This window comes from Autumnicola psychrophila, from assembly GCF_031846645.1.
Lineage (GTDB): Bacteria > Bacteroidota > Bacteroidia > Flavobacteriales > Flavobacteriaceae > Autumnicola > Autumnicola psychrophila.
Window position 1 is genome coordinate 78,899 of sequence record NZ_JAVRHN010000007.1, and the last position, 23,154, is coordinate 102,052.

A 23,154-nucleotide genomic window follows, 5' to 3' on the forward strand; every position below is an offset into this window, starting at 1 on the left:
TATTGTGAAAAATCTGTTTTAAGGGGGTGCCTTTGAAACACCCCGTATTCTAAAACAGTAATTTATTCTTCTAACTTAATATCCAGGCCAAGACCTTTCAATTCGTGCATAAGCACGTTAAAAGATTCTGGTAATCCAGGTTCCGGCATAGGCTCTCCCTTAACGATTGCTTCGTAAGTTTTAGCCCTTCCTATCACGTCATCAGACTTAACTGTTAAGATTTCTCTTAGCGTACTTGATGCTCCATAAGCCTCAAGTGCCCAAACTTCCATCTCACCAAAACGCTGACCACCAAATTGTGCTTTACCACCAAGCGGTTGTTGTGTAATTAATGAGTAAGGACCAATGGAACGAGCATGCATTTTGTCGTCAATCATGTGTCCTAATTTCAGCATATAAATTACACCTACAGTTGCACGTTGGTCAAAACGCTCTCCTGTACCACCATCAAAAAGATAAGTATGTCCAAATCTTGGAATTCCTGCTTCATCAGTCAGTTCATTGATCTGGTCTATAGTTGCACCGTCAAAAATTGGAGTCGCATACTTCTTCCCTAATTTTTGTCCTGCCCAACCAAGTACAGTCTCATAAATCTGCCCAATGTTCATACGTGATGGTACACCAAGTGGGTTCAACACAATATCAACCGGAGTTCCGTCTTCAAGGAACGGCATATCTTCCTGGCGAACGATTCTTGCAACAATACCTTTGTTACCGTGACGTCCAGCCATCTTATCCCCTACTTTAAGCTTACGCTTCTTAGCGATGTAAACTTTAGCAAGTTTAAGAATACCTGAAGGAAGTTCATCACCAACAGAGATGGTAAACTTCTCTCTTCTTAAATTACCCTGAAGGTCATTTTCTTTAATCTTGTAATTATGAAGAAGGTCTGCTACCAACACATTCAGATGGTCATCTGTAGTCCACGTACCCTGTGTAAGGTGCGTGTAATCGTCTACAGCGTTTAACATCTTAAGGGTATATTTCTTACCTTTTGGCATTACTTCTTCCCCTAAGTCGTTTTGAACACCTTGTGCTGTTTTTCCTCCAATAATGGCAAATAATTTATCTACCAGATCAGATTTTAAAGTAGTGAACTTTGTTTCGTACTTCATCTCTAAAGCCGAAATATCTTCTTTATCCTGAGCTCTCTTGCGCTTATCTTTAATAGCTCTGGCAAAAAGTTTCTTATTTATTACAACTCCGCTTAAAGAAGGAGAAGCTTTTAAAGAGGCATCTTTAACATCACCTGCTTTATCACCAAAGATTGCTCTTAACAATTTCTCTTCAGGAGTAGGATCACTTTCTCCCTTTGGAGTAATTTTTCCAATAAGAATATCTCCAGGTTTAACCTCGGCACCAATTCTTATCATCCCGTGTTCATCAAGATCTCTTGTAGCCTCTTCAGAAACGTTCGGAATATCATTAGTCAATTCTTCGTTACCCAATTTGGTATCCCGAACTTCCAGTGAATATTCATCTATATGAATAGAGGTGAAAATATCATCTCTAACTACTTTTTCAGAAATTACAATCGCATCCTCAAAGTTATATCCTTTCCAGGGCATGAAGGCAACTTTCATGTTCCTTCCTAAAGCAAGTTCCCCAGCTTCAGTAGCGTAACCCTGACATAGAACCTGACCTCTGGTTACTCTATCCCCTACAGCTACAATTGGCTTAAGGTTTATAGAAGTTCCCTGGTTGGTTTTACGGAACTTTATAAGATCGTAAGTTTTAGAATCACTATCGAAACTAACCATACGCTCTTCCTCTGTACGATCGTACTTAATTGTAATCTGGTTTGCATCTACATATTCTACTTCTCCTTCACCCTCAGCATTAATCAACACACGTGAATCTGTAGCAACCTGTCTTTCAAGACCCGTTCCAACAATAGGAGAATCAGCTCTTAACAATGGTACGGCCTGACGCATCATGTTAGATCCCATCAATGCACGGTTGGCATCATCATGTTCCAGGAAAGGAATTAATGAAGCCGAAATAGATGCAATCTGGTTTGGTGCAACATCGGTATAATGGATCTCTTTTGGATCTACAACCGGGAAGTCACCTTCCATTCTTGCAATAACCCTTTCAGCAGTGATCGTTCCATCATCTTCTAAAGGAATATTTGCCTGGGCAATTTTCTTTCCTTCTTCTTCCTCTGCACTAAAGTAAACAGCCTCTTCAGAAAGATTGATCTTACCATCAGTAACATTTCTATAGGGAGTCTCTATGAAGCCCATTCCATTCACTTTTGCATAAACTGCAAGTGAAGAGATTAACCCAATGTTTGGACCTTCAGGAGTTTCAATAGGACAAAGTCTACCATAGTGTGTATAGTGAACATCACGTACTTCAAATCCTGCTCTTTCTCTGGATAAACCACCTGGCCCAAGTGCTGAAAGACGACGCTTGTGCGTAATCTCTGCAAGCGGGTTTGTCTGGTCCATGAACTGGGATAACTGGTTTGTCCCGAAGAAAGAATTAATAACAGAAGACAATGTCTTTGCGTTAATCAAATCTATTGGTGTAAACACCTCATTATCACGAACATTCATCCTCTCACGAATAGTACGTGCCATACGGGCAAGACCAACACCAAACTGCTGGGATAGTTGCTCACCTACAGTTCTAACACGACGGTTAGACAAGTGATCGATATCATCAATCTCAGCTTTAGAGTTTATAAGCTCAATTAAATATTTTACAATGGTAATGATATCTTCTTTGGTAAGCACCTGCTTATCCATAGCCACATCAAGACCAAGTTTTTTATTCATTCTGTAACGACCAACTTCACCAAGACTGTAACGCTGATCTGAGAAAAATAATTTATCGATAATACCACGAGCCGTTTCCTCATCTGGCGGTTCTGCATTACGTAGCTGACGATAAATATGTTCTACCGCTTCTTTTTCAGAGTTGGTAGGGTCTTTTTGTAAGGTATTGTGAATAATCGCATAGTCACCGGTTTGATTATCCTCTTTATGAAGAAGAATAGTTTTACTACCAGTTTCCAGAATTTCTTCTATATGTTCTTTTTCAAGTTCTGTATCACGATCCAGAACAATTTCATTACGTTCAATTGAAACTACCTCTCCTGTATCTTCATCTACGAAATCCTCATACCAGGTATTCAATACACGAGCCGCCAGTTTACGACCCAATACTTTTTTTAGTCCTGTTTTAGAAACTTTAACCTCTTCTGCAAGGTCAAAAATTTCAAGAATATCTTTATCCCGCTCAAAACCGATAGCACGGAAAAGCGTTGTAACAGGTAATTTTTTCTTTCTATCGATATAAGCATACATCACGCTGTTAATATCGGTAGCAAATTCTATCCATGATCCTTTAAAAGGAATTACGCGGGCAGAATATAGTTTTGTTCCATTAGCATGGAAAGATTGTCCAAAGAAAACCCCGGGCGAGCGGTGTAATTGGGATACAACCACGCGCTCTGCTCCATTGATACAAAAAGTACCACTTGGGGTCATATAAGGGATAGTTCCCAAATAAACGTCCTGTACGATGGTTTCAAAATCTTCGTGTTCCGGGTCTGTACAATAAAGCTTTAATCTTGCTTTAAGCGGAACACTGTAAGTTAAACCACGCTCAATACATTCCTGAATGGAGTATCTTGGCGGGTCCACGAAATAATCTAAAAATTCTAGTACAAATTGGTTACGGGTGTCCGTAATTGGGAAGTTCTCTAAGAAGGTATTATACAGACCTTCATTTCCCCGCTCTTCTGATTTGGTTTCCAATTGAAAGAAGTCCTGGAATGACTTGATCTGGATATCCAGAAAGTCAGGATAATCAGGCCTGTTCTTTACAGAAGAGAAACTCAATCTTTCAGTTTGCTTTGCTAACATCTATGGACGGAATTATAATTTGTTATATATATAGGTGCGTTACAAGGACTGTGCCGTTATATACGCAAAAGGGTTTAGACCTTCAGGAGCGAATCCTGAGGCCTAAACCTAAATAATATTGCTTTTGTCAAGCTTATTTAAGCTCAACCTCAGCTCCTGCTTCTTCTAACTGTGCTTTTAATGCTTCAGCTTCATCTTTAGAAACACCTTCTTTTACTGGAGCAGGTGCACCATCAACTAAACCTTTAGCGTCTTTAAGACCAAGACCAGTAAGTTCTTTAACAAGCTTAACTACTGCAAGTTTAGCACCTCCCGGAGCCTTGAGGATTACATCAAATTCAGTTTGCTCTTCAGCGGCTTCTTCACCACCAGCAGCACCACCAGCAACAGCAACAGCTGCAGCAGCAGGCTCAATACCATATTCTTCTTTTAGAATATCAGCTAACTCATTAACTTCTTTTACAGTCAAGTTAACCAATTGTTCTGCGAAATCTTTTAAATCTGCCATTTTTCTATCGTTTTAAAAAGTTCTTTAATTATAATTGTTAAAAAGTGCGTACGTGTTTATCCTTCCTTTTCAGAAAGAGTTTTAAGAATTCCGGCTATTTTACCGCCACCAGATTTAAGTGCTGAAACAACATTCTTAGCAGGTGATTGTAATAGACCAATAATATCTCCAATAACTTCTTCTTTAGATTTGATATTTACAAGGGCATCCAGGTAATTATCGCCTACATAAACAGCTTCCTCTACAAAAGCTCCCTTAAGAAGAGGCTTATCAGATTTTTTTCTGAATTCTTTTATAACCTTGGCCGGAGCATTTCCGGTTTCAGATAACATTATTGAAGTATTACCTTTAAGTACTGATGGCAGATCTGCGAAATCTTTATCAGTTGCTTCCATGGCTTTCGCCAATAATGTATTTTTAACTACCGATAGCTTAATATCTGCTTTAAAACAAGCTCTTCTTAAGTTAGAAGTGGCGCCTGCGTTTAATCCAGAAATATCTGCTAAATAAATGGTTGGAGAATCAGCTAACTGGGCAGTTAAATCTTTTATTACTTGTGATTTTTCTTCTCTTGTCATAATAACTTATTATTGCTCAGTAAACCTTTTAGTGTCAATTGCCACACTCGGGCTCATGGTGCTAGCCATATAAATACTTTTTATATAGACACCTTTAGCAGCCTGAGGCTTCAACTTTACCAGCGTAGTTAATAATTCTCTTGCGTTACCAGCAATTTTTTCAGCATCAAAAGATGCCTTACCAACTGCAGCGTGAACAATACCTGTTTTATCAACTTTAAAGTCAATTTTACCAGCCTTAACATCAGATACAGCTTTACCAATATCCATAGTTACCGTACCGGTTTTCGGGTTAGGCATCAAACCTCTAGGTCCAAGAATACGACCAAGGGGTCCTAATTTTCCCATGACACTAGGCATAGTGACGATAACGTCCACATCTGTCCAGCCGCCTTTAATTTTCTCAAGGTATTCATCAAGTCCAACAAAATCTGCACCAGCCTCTTTAGCCTCTTCTTCCTTATCTGGAGTTACAAGAGCCAAAACTTTTACATCTTTACCAGTACCATGAGGAAGTGTCACAACACCTCTCACCATTTGATTTGCTTTACGAGGATCTACGTTCAAACGAACAGCCAAATCCACAGAAGCATCAAAGTTTTCGTTGGAAACTTCTTTTATTAAAGCTGAAGCTTCTGCAACCGAATACAGCTTACCGCTTTCGATTTTAGATTGAGCCTCTTTTTGCTTTTTTGTTACTTTTGCCATTTCTTAATTTCTTTTAGGATTAAAACGGTGCGCTACCTTTTACAGTTATTCCCATTGAACGTGCTGTTCCGGCAACCATTTTCATCGCAGACTCTACAGTGAATGCATTTAAATCCTGCATTTTATCTTCTGCAATAGCTCTAACCTGATCCCAAGAAACACTTGCTACTTTTTTTCTGTTAGGCTCTCCAGAACCCTTTTTAGATTTAGATGCTTCCAACAATTGTACTGCTGCAGGAGGAGTCTTGATAACAAAGTCAAAAGACTTATCACCATAAACTGTTATCGCAACAGGCAATACTTTACCTTGTTTATCCTGTGTTCTGGCGTTAAATTGCTTACAGAACTCCATGATATTAACTCCGGCAGCACCTAAAGCAGGTCCAACTGGTGGTGAAGGGTTAGCAGCACCTCCGCGAACTTGTAGTTTTACAACTTTACTTACTTCTTTTGCCATTTTCTAAATTTTTAGGTGATAGTTTGTTAGAGTGGAAGCTTTAAAAAACTATCAAAAAATATGTAACAAATATTGTTATACTTTTTCTACTTGCATGTAGCTTAATTCCAGCGGTGTCTTTCTTCCGAAAATCTTAACCATTACCTCAAGCTTACGTTTTTCTTCATTTATCTTTTCTACCGTACCATTAAAACCATTGAATGGACCATCTATTACTTTAATAGTTTCCCCAATAGTAAAAGGAATGGCCACATTATCTGCTTTCACAGAGAGTTCGTCCACCTTACCTAACATACGATTTACTTCAGACCTCCTCAGTGGCACCGGATCCCCACCTTTAGTCTCTCCAAGAAAACCAATCACACCATTAATCCCTTTAATAATATGAGGAATTTCCCCTATAAGATTTGCCTGCACCATTATATATCCCGGAAAGTAAACGCGCTCTTTATTAACCTTTTTTCCGTTTCTAATTTGTATAACTTTTTCAGTTGGAACAAGAACCTGGTCTACCTGATCTTCCAGGCCATGGTGAGCAATTTCTCTTTCTATATAATCTTTGACTTTATTTTCCTGGCCACTAACGGCACGAACAACATACCATTTTTTATCCTTTACCTCTGTCATTTGTAGTTTTTTAAGATTTAATCCATTCGAAGTACTGCTCTATTGCAGAGCTAAACAAAGAATCAACCCCCCAAACTGCCAATGAAAAAATAATTGAGAATACGGCAACCACGATAGTTAAGCGTTGCGCTTCAGGCCAGCTCGTCCAGGTAACATGGTTTTTTAACTCGTTATAAGATTCTGATATGTAATTAACAATTCCCGCCATTTCTTGTTTTATTTGCTCGGATTGAGAGACTACCTTCGACTTCTCTCGGGACAGGCATCTCGCCACATTTTTCTAGATATCCTGAAAATTTTAGATCCCTGTAAAGGAATTATTTTCTCTTGCACGGGTTGAGAGGCTCGAACTCCCGACACCTGGTTTTGGAGACCAGTGCTCTACCAACTGAGCTAAACCCGTAAATATAAAGGAAGGTATCCCGATTTACAGCGGGATACCTTTATAAATCAATTCTGAATTAGTCTAGAATTTCAGTTACCTGACCAGCACCTACAGTTCTACCACCTTCACGGATAGCAAAACGAAGTCCCTGATTCATAGCAATAGCCTGAATTAACTCTACAGTAATTGTAAGGTTATCACCTGGCATTACCATCTCAACTCCTTCAGGAAGGCTAATTGTTCCAGTCACATCAGTTGTACGTACATAGAACTGTGGACGGTAGTTGTTATGAAATGGAGTGTGACGTCCACCTTCTTCTTTCTTAAGGATATAAACCTCAGCTTTAAATTTAGCGTGCGGAGTTACAGAACCTGGCTTAGTAATTACCATACCTCTTGAGATTTGAGATTTCTCAATACCTCTAAGAAGAATACCAACGTTATCTCCAGCTTCACCTCTATCAAGAATTTTACGGAACATCTCAACCCCAGTAATAGTGGAAGTAAGCTTACCAGCTCCCATTCCAATGATTTCTACAGGATCCCCAGTGTTCGCCACACCAGTTTCAATACGTCCAGTTGCTACTGTACCACGACCTGTAATAGAAAATACATCTTCGATAGGCATCAAGAAAGGCTTATCTACATCACGCTCAGGAAGTTCAATCCAGCTATCTACAGCTTCCATAAGATCAAGAACAGTCTTAGACCATTTCTCATCTCCTTCTAAAGCCCCAAGTGCAGAACCTGAAATTACAGGACCATTATCACCATCATACTCATAGAAAGAAAGAAGATCTCTAACTTCCATCTCAACTAACTCAAGAAGCTCCTCATCATCAACAAGGTCAACTTTGTTTAAGAATACAACGATTCTTGGAATACCAACCTGACGACCTAAAAGGATATGTTCACGAGTTTGCGGCATAGGACCATCAGTTGCAGCTACAACAAGAATAGCACCATCCATTTGAGCAGCACCTGTAACCATGTTTTTCACATAATCGGCGTGACCAGGACAGTCAACATGAGCGTAGTGACGGTTTGCAGTCGAATACTCTACGTGTGAAGAGTTAATAGTAATACCTCTTTCCTTCTCTTCTGGAGCATTGTCAATTTGATCAAAAGCACTCGCTTCTGAATAACCAGCATCAGCCATTACTCGTGTAATCGCTGCAGTTAAAGTTGTTTTTCCGTGATCTACGTGTCCAATTGTACCAATATTAAGGTGCGGTTTGGAACGATCATAAGTTTCCTTTGCCATAATTAATACTTATTTAATCTTAGTTATATATTAGTGTTCAATTTTATACAATAACAAGAGCCAACGACGAGAATTGAACTCGTGACCTCTTCCTTACCAAGGAAACGCTCTACCCCTGAGCTACGTCGGCTTTTAAAAGAGGCGCTTTAGGCACCCCGGCTCAAAATTCATTGTTCTGTAAACAACAAAAATAACCCCAAACCTGCTCAGGTTCTTAGGTTATAATTTATCTAGAACAACACAGAACGTATTACAACCTTCTGTTTATTTTTAAATCCTTAGCCAGCAAATAAACAATACAGAAACCACAATCTCGAGTGCTTACTCCTGTAATCGTCATGAAGCGAAGATTCTAATTTTCCGCCGATTCACAAAGCCATCATGAACTCAAAGTTCCAGACTTTTTAGAGCGGGAGACTGGGTTTCCTTCGATTCGCTTTTTCAAACTCACTCAGAACAGGCTTCTCACCCTGCTTTCCGCCTTTAATACAATTTGAACTAAATCAAATTATTATTTCCTTCAGAAAGTCTTAGAGCGGGAGACCGGGTTCGAACCGGCGACATTCAGCTTGGAAGGCTGACGCTCTACCAACTGAGCTACTCCCGCATTCAAACAATTAAGGCATAAAGATTAATGCTCAACATTAGACCTTCAACCTTTTTCGTTTTTTTTGTGGGGAGAGCAGGATTCGAACCTGCGAAGTTAAAAACAGCAGATTTACAGTCTGCCCTCGTTGGCCGCTTGAGTATCTCCCCAATTTAATTTTTCAATATTTCATAGAACCAAAGTCGGTTTACGACTCAGCTTTATGACGGTAATTTGCGGCTGCAAATAAATGCAAATTTACACTACCATCCAAAGCATTTGATCAAAATTTTTCAGAACTTTTTTCAGGTTATTTATAATCAGTCTCTTAAAAAGAAATCTATAAACAAGCTTGCAAAATTTCAGAGCCGATTGAGGGACTCTCTTCGACTTCGCTCAGGATATACTTCTCACCCCTCTTTTGCTTTACAGAACATCGTTCTTTCAGGCAACTTCCTTCGCGTTAACTTCAAAATTTCAGAGCCGATGGAGGGACTCGAACCCACGACCTGCTGATTACAAATCAGCTGCTCTAGCCAGCTGAGCTACATCGGCCTTTTCTCTATTTTCTTCAATAAAAAAGCCCGCTATTTCTAACGGACTGCAAATGTAATTAAATAATTTATTTCTCAAAACATTTAAATAAAAAAATATTTAAACATGAGCGCTCATTTTCTCCTTTCGCTTAATGAGTTGTCGTTGCAGGGAACTCAAACATTCATCTACACATTCTTCAAATTTCCTACAGGTCTTTTTCACCATTATATCACCCCCGGGAATACTCAGTAAAATTTCAGTAATTTTATTCTCCTTGCCACTTGTGTTCTGAACCTTCAGATAAACATCTGCAAACACAATTTTATCATAGTAATTTTCAAGCTTATCCAATTTTTTTTGGATAAAATCTACCAGTTTCTGATCAGCATTAAAGTTGACGGATTGCACATTTACTTTCATCTCCTATAAAATTTAAGTTAAACATTAATTGGTTTAATCTTTTTTGTTCCTGGGATGAGCCAATTGATGCACCTTAGATAACTCTGCAATATTATTATGAGTATAAATCTGAGTCGAAGCAAGGCTCGAATGACCCAAAAGTTCTTTTACAGCATTAAGATTAGCACCCTGATTCAATAGATGAGTAGCAAAGGAATGCCGCAGAATATGCGGGCTCCTCTTTAACTTACCAGAGACCTTACTAAAATAATTATTAATGAGTCGATAAACAAAACTTTCATAAAGTTTCTTCCCCCTATTTGTCAATAAAAGATAATTAACTCCGGCAGCCCCCGCCACTGACCTTCTTTTCTCCAGGTAAATTTCTATAGTCACCAGAACAGATGGCAATAAAGGCAAATATCGCTCTTTATTTCTCTTACCAAAAACCTTCAGCATTCGACTTCTAAGATCAACGTCATCCAGCCTCAGTTCTATCAGTTCATTGCGTCTAATCCCTGTAGAGTAAAGAAGCTCCACTATTAATTTATCACGGATACTACTAAAATCATCAGCACCAACAGCATCCAGAACATTCTCCACCTCTAATTCTGAAAACGGAACTTGAACCTTTCCACCTGTCTTTAAAGCTCTATGCATTGCCAGGGGAGAAAATTCAATTTGTTTTGTTTTAAGCAAAAACCTGTAGTAAGCTTTTAAGGAAGATATTTTACGATTAATACTACGGTTGGAAATCCCACTATCGACCAGCTGCACAATCCAGCTTCGTATTTCCTGATAGCTTACACCAGAGATATCCTCTTCTTCATATTCTGCAAGAACAAATTCTGAAAATAACTCCAGATCCTTTTTATAAGCCTTTACAGTGTGAGCCGAAAAATTCTTTTCAAGCTGAAGGTAATCGAAAAACTGGGGATAGGACATAAAAAAACTGTTGGTAAACAAAGTTATAAAACTTTAATTTACCAACAGTTAATATATTCATACCAAAGAAGCAGGACTTCAAAGGCTTTTAATCATTCCTTTCCAAGAGAAAGAAAATCGAGATAATTTCTGTAAAAAAGAAGTTACTCTAGATCTCTTCCTGATCTCTTAGATGCTGAATATATTCAGCTTTTTGGATTTGAGCCCTACGTTCTACTGACGGCTTTGTGAAATGTTGACGGCTTCTCAACTGACGCATTGTTCCGGTTTTATCAAACTTTCTCTTAAAACGCTTCAGCGCTCTATCAATATTTTCTCCGTCTTTTACTGGTATTATTAACATAGTGTCACCTCCTTTCTTTAAAAATTATTTAAGGCTGCAAATATAGATCATTTATACAAACCCGCAATTATATTTTGTTTTATTTTCAGTCTTCTTCCTTAAATATTATAAATGTAGAATTGAAAATTCCAACTGAAAGTGTCCTAAAAAATCCTCCACGAGCTACTGGAGGTCGAAAATTGTCATTTTAGAGCACTCTTTTATATAGTGATTCTAAAAGACCTCATATTGAATGCCCAATTTCAAATTTTAAATAAAAAAACTATTCCACAGCCACTTAGAGGGCACTTCAGGTCGAAAATTGTTATTTTAGAGCGCTCTCTTTAGTAAAAAGATTCCAAAAAACCTTGTACAGAATTCTGAATTTCAAATCGTAAATAAAAAACCATTCCACAGCCACTTAGAGGACACCTCAGGGCGAAAATTGTTATTTTAGAGCGCTCTCTTTAGTAAAAGATTACAAAAAACCTTGTACAGAATTCTGAATTTCAAATCGTAGATAAAAAAACTATTACAGTACGACTTAAGGGCTACTGCAGGTCGAAAATGGCAATTTTCATGCCCGTTCATTCTCCAAACTACGAGTTACAAGCCTTCCTTTTGTTTGGCTCCCAGAATGTACTCCATCTTATCGATTATCATTTTTAGCAATAATTTCAAAATGTATTTTTTGCTAAAATAATTCTCAGAAGCTATTTCGTGGCGGGTTTGTACTCCTTCTTATCGATTATCATTTTAGCAATAATTTCAAAAAGTATTTTTGCTAAAATAATTCTCAGAAGCTATTTCGTGGCGGGTTTGTACTCCTTCTTATCGATTATCATTTTAGCAATAATTTCTCTCAAAATTTCAGAGGTGCCGCCGCCTATTGGACCCAATCTGCTATCCCGGTAAAGCCTGGCAAGAGGATAATCTTCCATATAACCATATCCTCCAAGCATCTGCAATGATTCGTAAATTACTTTATCTGCAATCTTTGTAGATAATAATTTAGACATACTAGCCTCTTTTACAACATACTGTCCCTGCCCCAGTCTTTTGGCTATTGAATAATTAAATTCTCTACACATTTCAACTTCGCTGGCCATTTCTGCCATTGTGTGTCTTAAAGCCTGGAATTTATCAATGGTTCTTCCAAAAGCCTCTCTTTCCGACATGTAATTTATAGCATAATCTAAAGCATATTGAGCACGGGCATGAGCATTAACACCCATAATCAGTCGCTCCATGGCAAAATGCTGCATAATGTAAGAAAAACCGTTATCCTTTTCCCCCATTAAGTTGGCTTCCGGTACCTCGACATTATCAAAAGCCAATTCTGCTGTATCAGAAGCGCGCCAGCCCAGCTTGTTAAGTTTAGTTGCTGATATCCCGGGAGTATCACGATCTATTATAAAAATGCTCATCCCTTTATTCCCCTTCTCCGGACTTGTCTTAGCGGCCACTACCAGATAATCTGAATAAACTCCATTAGTAATAAAGGTTTTGGAGCCATTGATAACATAATTGGCTCCTTTCTTTACCGCGGTTGTTTTCATACCGGCCACATCAGATCCTCCAAAGGGTTCTGTAATACAAAGACAACCAATTTTGTCCCCCTCAATACTTGCAGTCAGATATTTCTCCTTTATCTCTTTGCTCCCTTCAGCATTAACATGTGTCATAGCTAAATAAGCATGTGCCCACATTGCCGCAGCGAATCCTCCCGAATCTATTTTCTGTAATTCTTCAAGAAAAATAACTGTATAAAAAATATCCAGATTAAGCCCCCCATATTCTTCCGGCTGGTTAAGACCAAAATAGCCCATTTCACCAAATTTCTTCCAGATAAACCTTTCAATAGTACCTGATTCTTCCCACTTTTCTATATGCGGAACAACTTCCTTTTGAAGAAAGTCCTGAAAACTTTTTCTAAAAAGTTCATGTTCCTCTGTAAAATACATGTTATTCATATTCATCTTTTTCATAGCCTTAGCCCTAAAAATTTCGGACTAAATATCCTTATTCCTAATAAGCTGTGTACTTCAGGTTTAGTATTAACAAAAACTAATCCAGGGTCAAATATAATTTAATCCTGTCAATTTTATCTGATGGAAAACTTTCTATTTTGGATAACTCTTCAAAAGATGTTATTCCTTCGTGTAGCTGGCGATAACTGACAATTTCCCTTGCCAATTCATAATTAAAGTATGGAATTTCGGATAGTTCTATAACCTTTACTATATTAATATTCTGCTGTTTAAATTCAGGAAAGTTAATTACTTTATACTCCAGAAGAAGGTTTTCTCGTGCTTCATAGTTTAAACCATAGACATCCTTTAACTGAATGTCACCCATAAAACCTCCAATTTTGTTCCGAAAATTCACGATACGGGCAGCCAGCACCTCTCCTATACCATTCACCTTCATTAGTTCTTCTGCCGAAGCTGAATTAAGGTCTTTTTTTGCAATATCCCTTTTCTCTACGGAAGCAATGCCGGAAGGATTTTTCGCCTGTACCCACGCTGGAAATCTAAAATAAGGAGAAATGTTTTCCAGCAAAGAATCTGAAACATTAGTTATCTTCTGAAAATCTTCAGTTGAATTTACCCATTTTCCTGATTCACGGAAACGTAACAACCGGTCAATTTCATCAGGTGACATTCCAAGGGTATAACCTTTATAGTCGGTTATATAATTCGGGTTAAACGGAAATATTCTAACGGTATCATTCAGGGATCTCACTAATTTTATTGAATCCAATCTCTTCTGATATACTCTTATTTCTTCCGAAGAAAGAGGCGCCTCTTCAGTATTAGAAGAAAATTTAACAGTATAGTACATTATCTGAAGAAGGATAATTATACACACCAAAAGAAAAATCCCATTTTGCTGACTTCTATTGAAAACAAAATGGGATTTAAAATTCATTATAACATAAAAGCTTAGACAGTCTTAGGTTTTCCATCTTTAGTGAAAAGCTCTCCTGCCTTTAATTTCCTGAAGTATTCTTTCAAGTCTGTACGTACTTCACCAGACATTATATATAACCCTATAATATTAGGAAAAGACATTGCAAGAATCATCATATCTGAAAAGTTAAGGACAGCTCCCAAACTTACTGAAGCTCCAAGAACCACAAATACAAGAAAAAGAAGTTTATAAACCAGCTCGGTTTTTTTACTTTTTCCAAATAAATACGTCCAGGACCTCATCCCATAGTATGACCATGAAATCATGGTTGAAAAAGCAAAAAGAAATACTGCCAAAGAAAGTACATAAGGAAACCAGGAAATTACACTTGCAAAAGCTTCAGATGTAAGCTGCGCTCCTCCTATTCCCTCTACCTCGTGCATTCCGGTAAAAATAAGTACCAACGCCGTTAATGTACAAACCACAACGGTATCTATAAAAGGTTCCAGCAAGGCAACAAAACCTTCGGACGGCGGATTATTGGTTTTAGCAGTACTATGCGCAATAGCAGCAGAACCAACACCAGCCTCGTTAGAGAATGCAGCTCTTTGGAAACCTACTATCATAACTCCAATAACACCACCTTTTAAAGCAGATGGGCTAAAAGCACCATCAAAAATGGCGCTGAATGCAGGGCCAATATTTTCAATATTAATTCCAATCACAATTAAAGCTCCCAACACGTAAACACCGGCCATAAAGGGTACAACTTTACCCGTTACATTGGCGATACTTTTAATACCCCCAATAATTACCACCCCTACAAGCATAGCAACTACAATCCCAAACCAGAATCCATTTCCGGCAAGCCAGGAAAACTGACCTTCAAGAATTTCAAAAGACTGGTTTGCCTGGAACATGTTTCCGCCTCCAAAGGAAGCACCAATCCCCAGAATTGCAAAAAATCCTGCGAGGAACTTCCCGAGACCTCTCATGTTGCGCTTTTCCAGTCCATATCGCAGGTAATTCATAGGACCTCCAAAAATTCTTCCTTCCGAATTGATAAAGCGGTATTTTACACCAAGAGTACACTCTACAAATTTCGAAGACATTCCTAACAAACCTGCAATTATCATCCAAAATGTCGCTCCGGCACCACCCAATGATACCGCTACCGCAACACCTGCTATATTCCCAAGACCGACAGTAGCTGAAACCGCTGTTGTTAAGGCCTGGAAATGGGTAATACTTCCCGGAGCATCGGGATCATCATATTTCCCCCTGGCAAGTTCCAGAGCATGTTTAAATCCGCGGAAATTGATGAAGCCCATTCTTATAGTAAAGAAAGCTGCTCCAAAAATAAGCCAAACCACAATAAAAGGAATGTCATTGGATTGAGGATCACCATTAGGGTGAGTCAGGATAACCGGCTCATCATATTCTATTTCTGCTAAATAATGCGCTCCTGTTTCTATTAGATCCTGAGTATTCTCATAATCATAGATAACATTTCCTTCCTTTACTAAATATTTTAGATCCCCACTGGCCTCAGCATAAACATTTGTATCCCCTTCTTTTGAGGAAGTTACTACAGCAATTTGATCACCATTATTAACATGTTCACCTTCATCTATCAGCCATTCTTTCAGGATGTATTTATTTTCAATGTTAGGCGTCCAACCTGGTGTGGCCACTTTTTTTACATCAGAGTAAACAATAGGATCATAAATTCCAATCGCAGAAAACGGATCCCAAAAAAGGATTTCCGTCATCTTATTTACAATTGGCACGAAAGTACCATTAAAATGTTCTGTTATCGCTTCAGCCTCTACACTGTAGTTTACAGTTCTTGTGTTATTATTACTATCCGTAATTACAATTTTATAAGGAATTCCTTCCACAAGTCCCTCGGCGCGATTAGACTCCAGGGGCGTACCACGATTAGACCACTTGTAGGTATAGGGAGGAGTTCCTCCTGTTACGTCAAGAGCAATAAAACCGTCGTTAATAATATTTGTGGGATTTCCAATTTCGGCATCTACTTCAAGTTCCTGAGCAAATCCTGATAATAGTGGCAATAGAAGAATGAACGAAAGTAAGTACTTTCTCATATAGTCAATAAGGGTTTAGATAGTTATTTTTTTTCCGCGAAGCAAGATGCTAAAAAATTAACCCTTTTCAAATTATTACAAGTTAAATTCCAAAATTACTGTTAATTTAAATTCCTTAAAATCCCTGTCTTGCCGGGGCTTTTTCATTTAACTTTAGAAGCTACAAATCAAAAACAGAGGTGCGTTTGGTATATACCAGATCCTTGAGCCTTAGCCAAAAAGCCAGGGTGAGATAAAAAACGAACCCAATCCCCACAGTAAAGAAGGACGCGTAAATAAAAAAAAGTCTTACGCTTTTTGCTCGCATACCTAATTTATCGGCAAGACGGGAAGAAACATAAAAACCATGTCTCTCGAAAAAATAGCGTATTTTATAAACAATGCTGCGCATGAAGCAAAAATAAAATTTATTTCTAATTAGCGCGCAAAAGATTTATCCCCAGTTCGCATTCCATACATTTATTTTTATCGCAGTAGTTCTTTTTTAAATGCAGCAGAGCCTGGGAATGGAGAGCATCTGCCGGAAGATCTGGTCTTAACTGGTAAAATTTTGAAACGACTCCATTTTCTTCAGCAAGTACTTTCCTGGCAATTTCTGCTACTTTGTCCACAGATCCACCCATTTTCTGCGCATAAACAAAACTAAAGGGGATAACGGTATTGATCAGGATTAAATTAATAAATTTTGGAGTGGTCTTTTTTCTCCTCGCGCGGTGTTCCCTGCCAAAATTGTAGTGGGTAAGCCAATACCCATCCACCTCTACCTGGAATTTCTTCACAAGCTTTAAAAGATCGGTAGGATGTGTTACTTCTTTAAATAGATTTTGTTCAGAAGCATAAATTTCTGCCAGTTGCACCAAACGAATAGTTGGAAAATTGTCAGGCCTAAGTCTAAAAAATTTTGGTTTTATGACTCCGGAATTGTCTAGGGAATACTTATGCTTGAGATACTGGTAAGTCTTTTTTAAGTTCTGAAAATACACATCTTCATATCCGCCTTCCAGTAATCCGGCCTGTCCCAGGAAAAGGGACTGCAAATTATGTTTATTACTGATATTCTTCTTAACAATTTTAAAATCAAAGCTCCCGGCCATATTTAAGAAAGCTTCTCCATTTATATTTAATCCAAAATTTTTAGCCAGTAACTGAAACAATACTGCCTCCCAATCATTTCCAGACTTCTCAAGAAGGTCCGTAATTAAAAATGCCCTTTCCTCCAGTCTTTCAAAATATAACCTTTCCAGCCAGTGCTCTACCTGAAACTGGTCAATGTCCGGGAATAATTTTTCACAATTTATCCAGTTTCTATTCTGGGAGTGAAGTAAATCATACTTTTCCAGAACAACTACATCTACCAATTTTTCTAATTCCAGAGTAGGAATCGGGGAGTCATCTCTACGGAAGATATCTACATCATGTTCCCAGACCACGTGCAGAATTACATTCTCATAATTTTCATCTCTTTCGTGCTGATGAGCGTACCAATCTGAAGCTTTTAGATGTATTTCCACATTTCCAGCCCATAATTGATTTCCAATTTTTAGCCTCGCATTAAAAAAATCCGGACCTGAAAGCTGATTATGGATACCAACTTCAGAAATTAAAATTTCTTCCCCGTTTGTCGTCTTTGCCTCCCTGAAATTGAATTTTTTGAACTTCCAGAGATAATGTAAAAAATCTTCCCGCATCTACTAAAAGTATACAAAATATCCTTCTGAAAATCAGTCGTCTATATTATTCGGAATTTTTTCTGCCACTTCACCAACAATATCCTCTACCCAGTACCTGTACATCAAAGCACTGGGATGGAGACCATCCTGAGCCACCAGGTCTGGATCTCTCTCAGCTTCACGGGAGATAGGAGTAATATTATAAAAATCTACTTCATAATCTTCGGCAACCTGACGAAAGACAGCATTATACTCGTCGATCTCTTCAGAAATAACTTCAGCATTTGGCTGTCCAAAAGGAGTCGCACCATAATCGGGAATACTAAGAGCAAAAACTCCCTCTTCCCTGGTTTTACTGTGATTAATGGCCTTCCTGAACACCTCTCTTAGCTCTACTTCGTATTCATCAATAGGTTTATTCTGATATTGATTATTCACCCCAATAAGGATAGAAACCAAATCAAAATCCCGCTGTACATTCAGATCGTTCTCAATACCACGTAACAAATCCTGAGTAGTCCAGCCAGTTTTTGCAATAATTTTTGGTGGAGCAAATTTATATCCTCTCTCTCTTAACGCTTCCACTAACTGCACCGGCCAACGTTCATCTACTGCTACACTTTCACCAATTGTATAGGAATCACCCAACGCGAGGTAGCTGTAATCCATGTTACCGGAATCCACTTCACCGGAATTAGTTGTATCTGAAGTTGAATTACAGGAGATTAAAACGATTGCAACAAGCAAAAAAACAGTTATTCTTTTCATGGGAGGATTTTTAAATACAAAATAACTCATTTTCCCTTAACTGGAAACTTTTTGATTTACTTTACCGGAAGTATCCAGGGCTTTTAACCTAAATTCACACCATTTACCTGACTTTAACAACAAGTTAAACTTCTTGTAAAACGAATAGATACTTTGAAAAAACTACGGGCTTTGAGTATCTTTTGAAGAATCATTTTACCTAAACAAAATCAATGGAAGATCCGGCAGAAAAAAGTAAGTCCAACAAGTCTGCTTCAACAAGAAGGGAGGATATTTTACGACAGAAAAGGTCCAGTCGTAAATCCACCGCTTCCGTCGAAGAAACTAAGAAAACTTCTTATAGAGATCACAAAAATCCGGTTATCAGGGCGCTTTCAAGAACTGGTTATACTGTATGGATCGTTGTAATGGCCATTGGACTTATCCTGGCATTTATTGTTTCAGTAGCTTTGCTATGAGAATACTGTATGTATCCTTTTTAATATTTGTACTCGTTTTCCTGATCTTTGAAGTTCTTAAGCTTACCCAAGTCTCCCTTCCCGAATGGACCACATCCTACCTCAATGACTTTCTATGTATGCCGATTGTTCTCACGATTTGCTTAAAAGCTGTTCATCATTTTAAAAGAGATACATCTATCAGATTAAGTTTGCCTCAAATTTTAACCCTGACTTCCTTTTATGCCTTATACTTCGAACTAATACTTCCAAATATTAGCACCCACTACACTGCCGATTATTTTGATGTGATCATCTATTTTATCGGTGCCTTAACTTTCTTTTTTTTACAACAAATAAGTTTCCGAAAATTCCCGTAAAAGCAAAAAGCTACCTAAAACAGGTAGCTCTTAATTATTTTCAGGAAATTTCATCATCCACCGGGCCTTCTTCTAAAAAGCCTTTTTCCCGCATCCAGTCGTCATTAAACATTTTACCCACATAACGGCTTCCGTGATCATGAAATAATACCACTACCACATCATCTTTAGTGAAATGCTCTTTTAACTGAAGCAGCCCTTTTGCTGCTGCCCCTGCACTATTACCTAGAAAGAAGCCTTCTTCTTTTGCCAGTTTTTGAGTATAAACTGCGGCATCCTTATCGGTTACTTTTGTAAACCCGTCAATAATGCTGAAATCGACATTTTTAGGCAATATATCTTCACCAATTCCTTCAGTTACGTAAGGATAAATTTCATTTTTATCGAATTCTCCGGTTTCGTGGTATTTTTTAAATACCGAACCATAGGTATCTATTCCCCAAACCTTGATTTCCGGATTTTTTTCTTTCAAAAATTTTCCAACTCCAGAAATAGTTCCTCCCGTACCAACACCAACAACAAAATGCGTTACTTTCCCATCGGTTTGTTTCCAGATTTCAGGACCAGTGGTTTCATAGTGAGCCTTGGTATTTGCAAGGTTATCATATTGATTCACGTACCAGGAATTCGGCGTTTCTTCCGCAAGTCTTTTTGAGGTAGAGTAATAAGACTGCGGATCGTCTGGTGCTACATCTGTAGGACAAACTACCACTTTACTTCCAACTGCTTTAAGAATATCAATTTTTTCTTTGCTCTGCTTATCTGAAAGCACACAAACCATTTTGTAACCCTTAACAATAGCAGCAAGTGCCAGTCCCATTCCGGTATTTCCAGATGTTCCTTCAATTATAGTTCCTCCAGGCTTCAAAAGTCCATTTGCTTCAGCTTCTTCCACCATCTTAAGCGCCATCCGGTCTTTAACGGAATTGCCGGGATTAAAAGTTTCGTATTTGGCGAGTACAAGCGCATCAATATCCTTTGTGATTTTATTCATTTTCACCATTGGAGTATTGCCAATTGTACCAAGTATATTTTCTTTATAGTCCATGCTTTCTTTTTAACTCGGCAAAGGTAAATAATTGCCCCCTAACCTGTATATTTTGATTTTGAATCCGCAGAAAAATCAGCAAAATGTATTCCGAAATTCAGAATTATTCAAACTTCATGGCTTTAACCGGTGAAATTTTCGAAATAATTACTGAAGGTATAAGCAACATAAGCATACATAAAACAAGCGTCCCGAGATTAACTGCCAAAATATAATCCCAATTAAGATAAACAGGCACTTCGGTAACATAATAAGTACGTGGATCCAGCGGAAAAAGCTTGAAATACTTCTGAAGCAAAAGCAAGCCAATCCCTATAAGATTTCCCCAGAACAATCCCTGAAAAATAAGATAAGCTGCATTATAAAGAAAAATTTTCCTGATGATCCAATCTGTACTTCCCAAAGCTTTCAGCACGCCTATCATCTGCGTCCTTTCCAGGATTAGGACAAGCAGTGCGGTGATCATGTTAATTCCTGCCACCAGGATCATAATCCCAATAATAAGTGCAATATTAAAGTCAAAAAGAGAAAGCCATTCAAAGATAGCGTAGTACTTCTGAGTGATCGTTTGCGTATCCAGGAAGGAGCCTGTATTCTCATAAACCTCGTTTCCCTTACGATCAATTTCATCAAAATTCTGGACGAAAACTTCAAAATTTCCGACCTCATCATCTTCCCATCGATTCAGGCGCTGAATATGCCTAATATCGGCAATCATATAAAGCTCATCAAATTCCTGGAAGCCGGAATCGTAAATCCCGGTGATTTCAAAAGCCCGCAATAATGGGCGCTCGTTATCTTCCCTTAAAAAATAAGTAGGCGCCTTATCTCCCACTTTAAGCTGAAGGCGATTCGCCAGATACTCCGAGATTAAAACTTCATCATTTAAGGTACTGTCTACAGTTGGCAATTCACCCTTAACAAGAAATTCTCTGAAGTATTCCCACTTATAATCTTCGCCAACACCTTTTACGATTACCCCTTCAAAATCTGTCGCCGTACGAATTACTCCAAATTTTGTAGCCACGGCCTGAATATGACTAATACCATCTACTCTTTCAAAATTCGGATAAAAATTCTGATTTTTAGAAACCGGCTCCAGTGTAACCTGGGAACTGTTATTATCGTAGTTGGCAATATTGATATGGCCGTTAAAAGCCGCGATTTTATCCCTGATTTTATCCTGAAGTCCCAGTCCTGTGGCAAAAGAAATCAACATCATTATAACACCAATAGCAATAGCGACCACAGCTATTTTCATTATAGGTGCAGAAATGCTACTTTTATACTTTTTGGTACTAATAAGGCGTTTTACAACAAAAAACTCGAAATTCAAACCTGGTCTATGATTAAGAGGTTATTCAAAAGTACATTTTTATTCGTTCTTATTGCTTTTCTTTCCTGCGGAAACACAAACAATAAGCCGAAAATTGGCAAAAATCAGATGCCATCTAAAAAAGAAGAAAACGCCACTTCTTCCGAAGAAATTGTTCTTGCTGCAAATAGGACGGCTACTTATTTGCCTATTCTTAAAGGCAGGAAAGTGGGTATAATTGGCAATCAAAGCTCACTTATAAAGAAAAGTGAACGTGATTATGTTCATTTAGTGGATTCGCTTCTTGCTTTAAATGTGGATATTCAGAAAGTTTTTGCTCCGGAACATGGTTTTCGTGGAAATGCAGATGCAGGAGAGATGGTGAAGGATGGAAAAGATCCAAAAACCGGACTTCCTGTTATTTCTCTTTACGGAAACAACAAAAAACCTTCCGCAGCACAACTTGAGGGTGTAGATATTCTCATTTTTGACCTTCAGGATGTTGGGGCCAGGTTCTACACTTATATTTCTTCGCTGCATTATGTAATGGAAGCAGCCGCGGAAAATGACATTCCCATACTCGTTTTTGATCGTCCAAATCCCAACGGAAACTATATCGACGGACCAATTCTTGAACCTGAACATCAAAGTTTTGTTGGGATGCACCCAGTTCCCGTAGTTCACGGCCTCACCATGGGTGAATATGCGAAAATGATCAATGGAGAGGGATGGCTTAAAAACGATGTAAAAGCAAATCTCCAGGTAATTGAAATGAAAAATTATGATCACTCGAAAAAATACAGCCTGCCGGTAAAACCTTCGCCTAATTTGCCAAATGACCAGGCAATTCAGCTTTATCCGAGTTTATGCTTTTTTGAAGGCACCAATATTAATGCAGGACGGGGAACAGAAAAGCAATTTCAGGTTTATGGATCTCCGTTTTTAAGCGAAGAGGTTTTTAATTTCAGCTACACACCAGAATCAATGCCCGGTGCAAAAAATCCGAAGCATCTTGGAAAAACCTGTTTTGGAGAAGATTTGAGTCAGATTGAAGTTCCTGAAAAAATTAACCTGGAATGGCTTATCAAATCTTTCGAGAATACTTCAGATAAAACTGAATTTTTTAATTCCTTTTTCACCAAACTTGCCGGCACAGAAAAACTTCAGCAACAAATAGAAAACGGACTTTCAGCTGAAGAAATCAGGGAAAGCTGGAAAGAAGGGCTGGAAAATTTTCAGCAAAAAAGGGATCTGTATTTATTGTATTAACTCATTTTTACTATTAGACAGAACTTTATCTGGAATTCGGAAGTTACATCTC

General features: G+C 38.2%; 21 protein-coding genes and 5 tRNA genes. 2 read left to right on the forward strand and 24 right to left on the reverse strand.

The genetic code is table 11. The features are described 5' to 3' along the window. Positions 1-62: 62 nt before the first annotated feature. The 22 genes from rpoB to RM541_RS10595 all read right to left on the reverse strand — a co-directional run bounded on the left by rpoB (position 63) and on the right by RM541_RS10595 (position 18,653). Complete coding sequence (gene rpoB / locus RM541_RS10490; RefSeq protein WP_311500114.1) at positions 63-3,875, reverse strand: DNA-directed RNA polymerase subunit beta; 3,813 nt, start codon at positions 3,873-3,875, stop codon at positions 63-65. Positions 3,876-4,008: 133 nt separating this feature from the next. Continuing rightward, the gene (gene rplL, locus RM541_RS10495) at positions 4,009-4,383 is read right to left on the reverse strand and encodes a 50S ribosomal protein L7/L12 (RefSeq protein WP_311496162.1); all 375 of its coding nucleotides are present in this window, start codon (positions 4,381-4,383) and stop codon (positions 4,009-4,011) included. Between the two features lie 56 nt (positions 4,384-4,439). Beyond that, a complete protein-coding gene (rplJ, locus tag RM541_RS10500; protein ID WP_311483087.1) occupies positions 4,440-4,961 on the reverse strand; it encodes a 50S ribosomal protein L10 in 522 nt (173 codons plus the stop codon). Between the two features lie 9 nt (positions 4,962-4,970). Continuing rightward, complete coding sequence (gene rplA / locus RM541_RS10505; RefSeq protein ID WP_311500115.1) at positions 4,971-5,669, reverse strand: 50S ribosomal protein L1; 699 nt, start codon at positions 5,667-5,669, stop codon at positions 4,971-4,973. Positions 5,670-5,688: 19 nt separating this feature from the next. After that, complete coding sequence (gene rplK / locus RM541_RS10510; protein ID WP_311496159.1) at positions 5,689-6,126, reverse strand: 50S ribosomal protein L11; 438 nt, start codon at positions 6,124-6,126, stop codon at positions 5,689-5,691. A gap of 75 nt (positions 6,127-6,201) precedes the next feature. Continuing rightward, entirely contained in the window at positions 6,202-6,753 is a 552-nt protein-coding gene (gene nusG, locus RM541_RS10515) for a transcription termination/antitermination protein NusG (protein WP_311500116.1), read from the reverse strand. 10 nt (positions 6,754-6,763) lie between these two features. Then, complete coding sequence (secE, locus tag RM541_RS10520; RefSeq protein WP_311496157.1) at positions 6,764-6,961, reverse strand: preprotein translocase subunit SecE; 198 nt, start codon at positions 6,959-6,961, stop codon at positions 6,764-6,766. Positions 6,962-7,083: 122 nt separating this feature from the next. After that, positions 7,084-7,156: transfer RNA gene (locus tag RM541_RS10525), tRNA-Trp, on the reverse strand. A gap of 58 nt (positions 7,157-7,214) precedes the next feature. Next, positions 7,215-8,402: an elongation factor Tu gene (gene tuf, locus RM541_RS10530; protein WP_311496156.1), complete on the reverse strand. Its 1,188-nt coding sequence runs from the start codon at positions 8,400-8,402 to the stop codon at positions 7,215-7,217. A 58-nt stretch (positions 8,403-8,460) separates the two neighbouring features. Beyond that, positions 8,461-8,532, reverse strand: a tRNA-Thr gene (locus RM541_RS10535). A 404-nt stretch (positions 8,533-8,936) separates the two neighbouring features. Further along, positions 8,937-9,009, reverse strand: a tRNA-Gly gene (locus RM541_RS10540). 67 nt (positions 9,010-9,076) lie between these two features. Beyond that, positions 9,077-9,158 (reverse strand) — tRNA-Tyr (locus RM541_RS10545). Between the two features lie 311 nt (positions 9,159-9,469). Continuing rightward, positions 9,470-9,543 (reverse strand) — tRNA-Thr (locus RM541_RS10550). Between the two features lie 99 nt (positions 9,544-9,642). Beyond that, entirely contained in the window at positions 9,643-9,945 is a 303-nt protein-coding gene (gene hpf, locus RM541_RS10555) for a ribosome hibernation-promoting factor, HPF/YfiA family (protein WP_311500117.1), read from the reverse strand. 33 nt (positions 9,946-9,978) lie between these two features. After that, the gene (locus tag RM541_RS10560) at positions 9,979-10,869 is read right to left on the reverse strand and encodes a tyrosine-type recombinase/integrase (protein WP_311500118.1); all 891 of its coding nucleotides are present in this window, start codon (positions 10,867-10,869) and stop codon (positions 9,979-9,981) included. A 148-nt stretch (positions 10,870-11,017) separates the two neighbouring features. After that, positions 11,018-11,212, reverse strand: coding sequence for a 30S ribosomal protein S21 (gene rpsU / locus RM541_RS10565; protein WP_311483079.1), 195 nt, complete (start codon positions 11,210-11,212; stop codon positions 11,018-11,020). Positions 11,213-11,994: 782 nt separating this feature from the next. Continuing rightward, complete coding sequence (locus RM541_RS10570) at positions 11,995-13,164, reverse strand: acyl-CoA dehydrogenase family protein (protein ID WP_311500119.1); 1,170 nt, start codon at positions 13,162-13,164, stop codon at positions 11,995-11,997. Positions 13,165-13,258: 94 nt separating this feature from the next. Then, complete coding sequence (locus tag RM541_RS10575; RefSeq protein ID WP_311500120.1) at positions 13,259-14,122, reverse strand: ComEA family DNA-binding protein; 864 nt, start codon at positions 14,120-14,122, stop codon at positions 13,259-13,261. Between the two features lie 14 nt (positions 14,123-14,136). Beyond that, positions 14,137-16,215 carry an amino acid carrier protein gene (locus RM541_RS10580; protein ID WP_311500121.1) on the reverse strand — a complete coding sequence of 693 codons (2,079 nt, stop codon included), beginning with the start codon at positions 16,213-16,215 and terminating at the stop codon, positions 14,137-14,139. Positions 16,216-16,375: 160 nt separating this feature from the next. Then, positions 16,376-16,606 carry a PspC domain-containing protein gene (locus tag RM541_RS10585; RefSeq protein ID WP_311500122.1) on the reverse strand — a complete coding sequence of 77 codons (231 nt, stop codon included), beginning with the start codon at positions 16,604-16,606 and terminating at the stop codon, positions 16,376-16,378. A 22-nt stretch (positions 16,607-16,628) separates the two neighbouring features. Next, entirely contained in the window at positions 16,629-17,903 is a 1,275-nt protein-coding gene (locus RM541_RS10590) for a DUF2851 family protein (protein WP_311500123.1), read from the reverse strand. Positions 17,904-17,936: 33 nt separating this feature from the next. Further along, on the reverse strand, positions 17,937-18,653 hold the full coding sequence (locus tag RM541_RS10595; protein WP_311500124.1) for an SGNH/GDSL hydrolase family protein: 717 nt from the start codon (positions 18,651-18,653) through the stop codon (positions 17,937-17,939). A gap of 212 nt (positions 18,654-18,865) precedes the next feature. Between RM541_RS10595 and RM541_RS10600 the strand changes: the two genes are divergently transcribed. Further along, complete coding sequence (locus RM541_RS10600) at positions 18,866-19,111, forward strand: hypothetical protein (RefSeq protein WP_311500125.1); 246 nt, start codon at positions 18,866-18,868, stop codon at positions 19,109-19,111. A 399-nt stretch (positions 19,112-19,510) separates the two neighbouring features. On the opposite strand, the gene RM541_RS10605 is transcribed toward RM541_RS10600, so the two are convergent. Then, entirely contained in the window at positions 19,511-20,518 is a 1,008-nt protein-coding gene (locus RM541_RS10605; protein ID WP_311500126.1) for a PLP-dependent cysteine synthase family protein, read from the reverse strand. A gap of 103 nt (positions 20,519-20,621) precedes the next feature. Beyond that, positions 20,622-21,854 (reverse strand): ABC transporter permease, encoded by a 1,233-nt coding sequence (locus RM541_RS10610; RefSeq protein ID WP_311500127.1) that lies wholly within the window; start codon positions 21,852-21,854, stop codon positions 20,622-20,624. A 9-nt stretch (positions 21,855-21,863) separates the two neighbouring features. On the opposite strand from RM541_RS10610, the gene RM541_RS10615 reads away from it, so the two are divergent. Next, positions 21,864-23,102 carry an exo-beta-N-acetylmuramidase NamZ family protein gene (locus RM541_RS10615; protein WP_311500128.1) on the forward strand — a complete coding sequence of 413 codons (1,239 nt, stop codon included), beginning with the start codon at positions 21,864-21,866 and terminating at the stop codon, positions 23,100-23,102. Positions 23,103-23,154: the final 52 nt, after the last annotated feature.

What these genes read in the sequence shown, in the direction of transcription:
- rpoB (WP_311500114.1), bottom strand. Translation starts at nt 3,875, where the DNA reads ATGTTAGCAAAGCAAACTGAAAGATTGAGTTTCTCTTCTGTAAAGAAC.
- rplL (WP_311496162.1), bottom strand. Translation starts at nt 4,383, where the DNA reads ATGGCAGATTTAAAAGATTTCGCAGAACAATTGGTTAACTTGACTGTA.
- rplJ (WP_311483087.1), bottom strand. Translation starts at nt 4,961, where the DNA reads ATGACAAGAGAAGAAAAATCACAAGTAATAAAAGATTTAACTGCCCAG.
- rplA (WP_311500115.1), bottom strand. Translation starts at nt 5,669, where the DNA reads ATGGCAAAAGTAACAAAAAAGCAAAAAGAGGCTCAATCTAAAATCGAA.
- rplK (WP_311496159.1), bottom strand. Translation starts at nt 6,126, where the DNA reads ATGGCAAAAGAAGTAAGTAAAGTTGTAAAACTACAAGTTCGCGGAGGT.
- nusG (WP_311500116.1), bottom strand. Translation starts at nt 6,753, where the DNA reads ATGACAGAGGTAAAGGATAAAAAATGGTATGTTGTTCGTGCCGTTAGT.
- secE (WP_311496157.1), bottom strand. Translation starts at nt 6,961, where the DNA reads ATGGCGGGAATTGTTAATTACATATCAGAATCTTATAACGAGTTAAAA.
- tuf (WP_311496156.1), bottom strand. Translation starts at nt 8,402, where the DNA reads ATGGCAAAGGAAACTTATGATCGTTCCAAACCGCACCTTAATATTGGT.
- hpf (WP_311500117.1), bottom strand. Translation starts at nt 9,945, where the DNA reads ATGAAAGTAAATGTGCAATCCGTCAACTTTAATGCTGATCAGAAACTG.
- RM541_RS10560 (WP_311500118.1), bottom strand. Translation starts at nt 10,869, where the DNA reads ATGTCCTATCCCCAGTTTTTCGATTACCTTCAGCTTGAAAAGAATTTT.
- rpsU (WP_311483079.1), bottom strand. Translation starts at nt 11,212, where the DNA reads ATGTTAATAATACCAGTAAAAGACGGAGAAAATATTGATAGAGCGCTG.
- RM541_RS10570 (WP_311500119.1), bottom strand. Translation starts at nt 13,164, where the DNA reads ATGAATAACATGTATTTTACAGAGGAACATGAACTTTTTAGAAAAAGT.
- RM541_RS10575 (WP_311500120.1), bottom strand. Translation starts at nt 14,122, where the DNA reads ATGAATTTTAAATCCCATTTTGTTTTCAATAGAAGTCAGCAAAATGGG.
- RM541_RS10580 (WP_311500121.1), bottom strand. Translation starts at nt 16,215, where the DNA reads ATGAGAAAGTACTTACTTTCGTTCATTCTTCTATTGCCACTATTATCA.
- RM541_RS10585 (WP_311500122.1), bottom strand. Translation starts at nt 16,606, where the DNA reads ATGCGCAGCATTGTTTATAAAATACGCTATTTTTTCGAGAGACATGGT.
- RM541_RS10590 (WP_311500123.1), bottom strand. Translation starts at nt 17,903, where the DNA reads ATGCGGGAAGATTTTTTACATTATCTCTGGAAGTTCAAAAAATTCAAT.
- RM541_RS10595 (WP_311500124.1), bottom strand. Translation starts at nt 18,653, where the DNA reads ATGAAAAGAATAACTGTTTTTTTGCTTGTTGCAATCGTTTTAATCTCC.
- RM541_RS10600 (WP_311500125.1), top strand. Translation starts at nt 18,866, where the DNA reads ATGGAAGATCCGGCAGAAAAAAGTAAGTCCAACAAGTCTGCTTCAACA.
- RM541_RS10605 (WP_311500126.1), bottom strand. Translation starts at nt 20,518, where the DNA reads ATGGACTATAAAGAAAATATACTTGGTACAATTGGCAATACTCCAATG.
- RM541_RS10615 (WP_311500128.1), top strand. Translation starts at nt 21,864, where the DNA reads ATGATTAAGAGGTTATTCAAAAGTACATTTTTATTCGTTCTTATTGCT.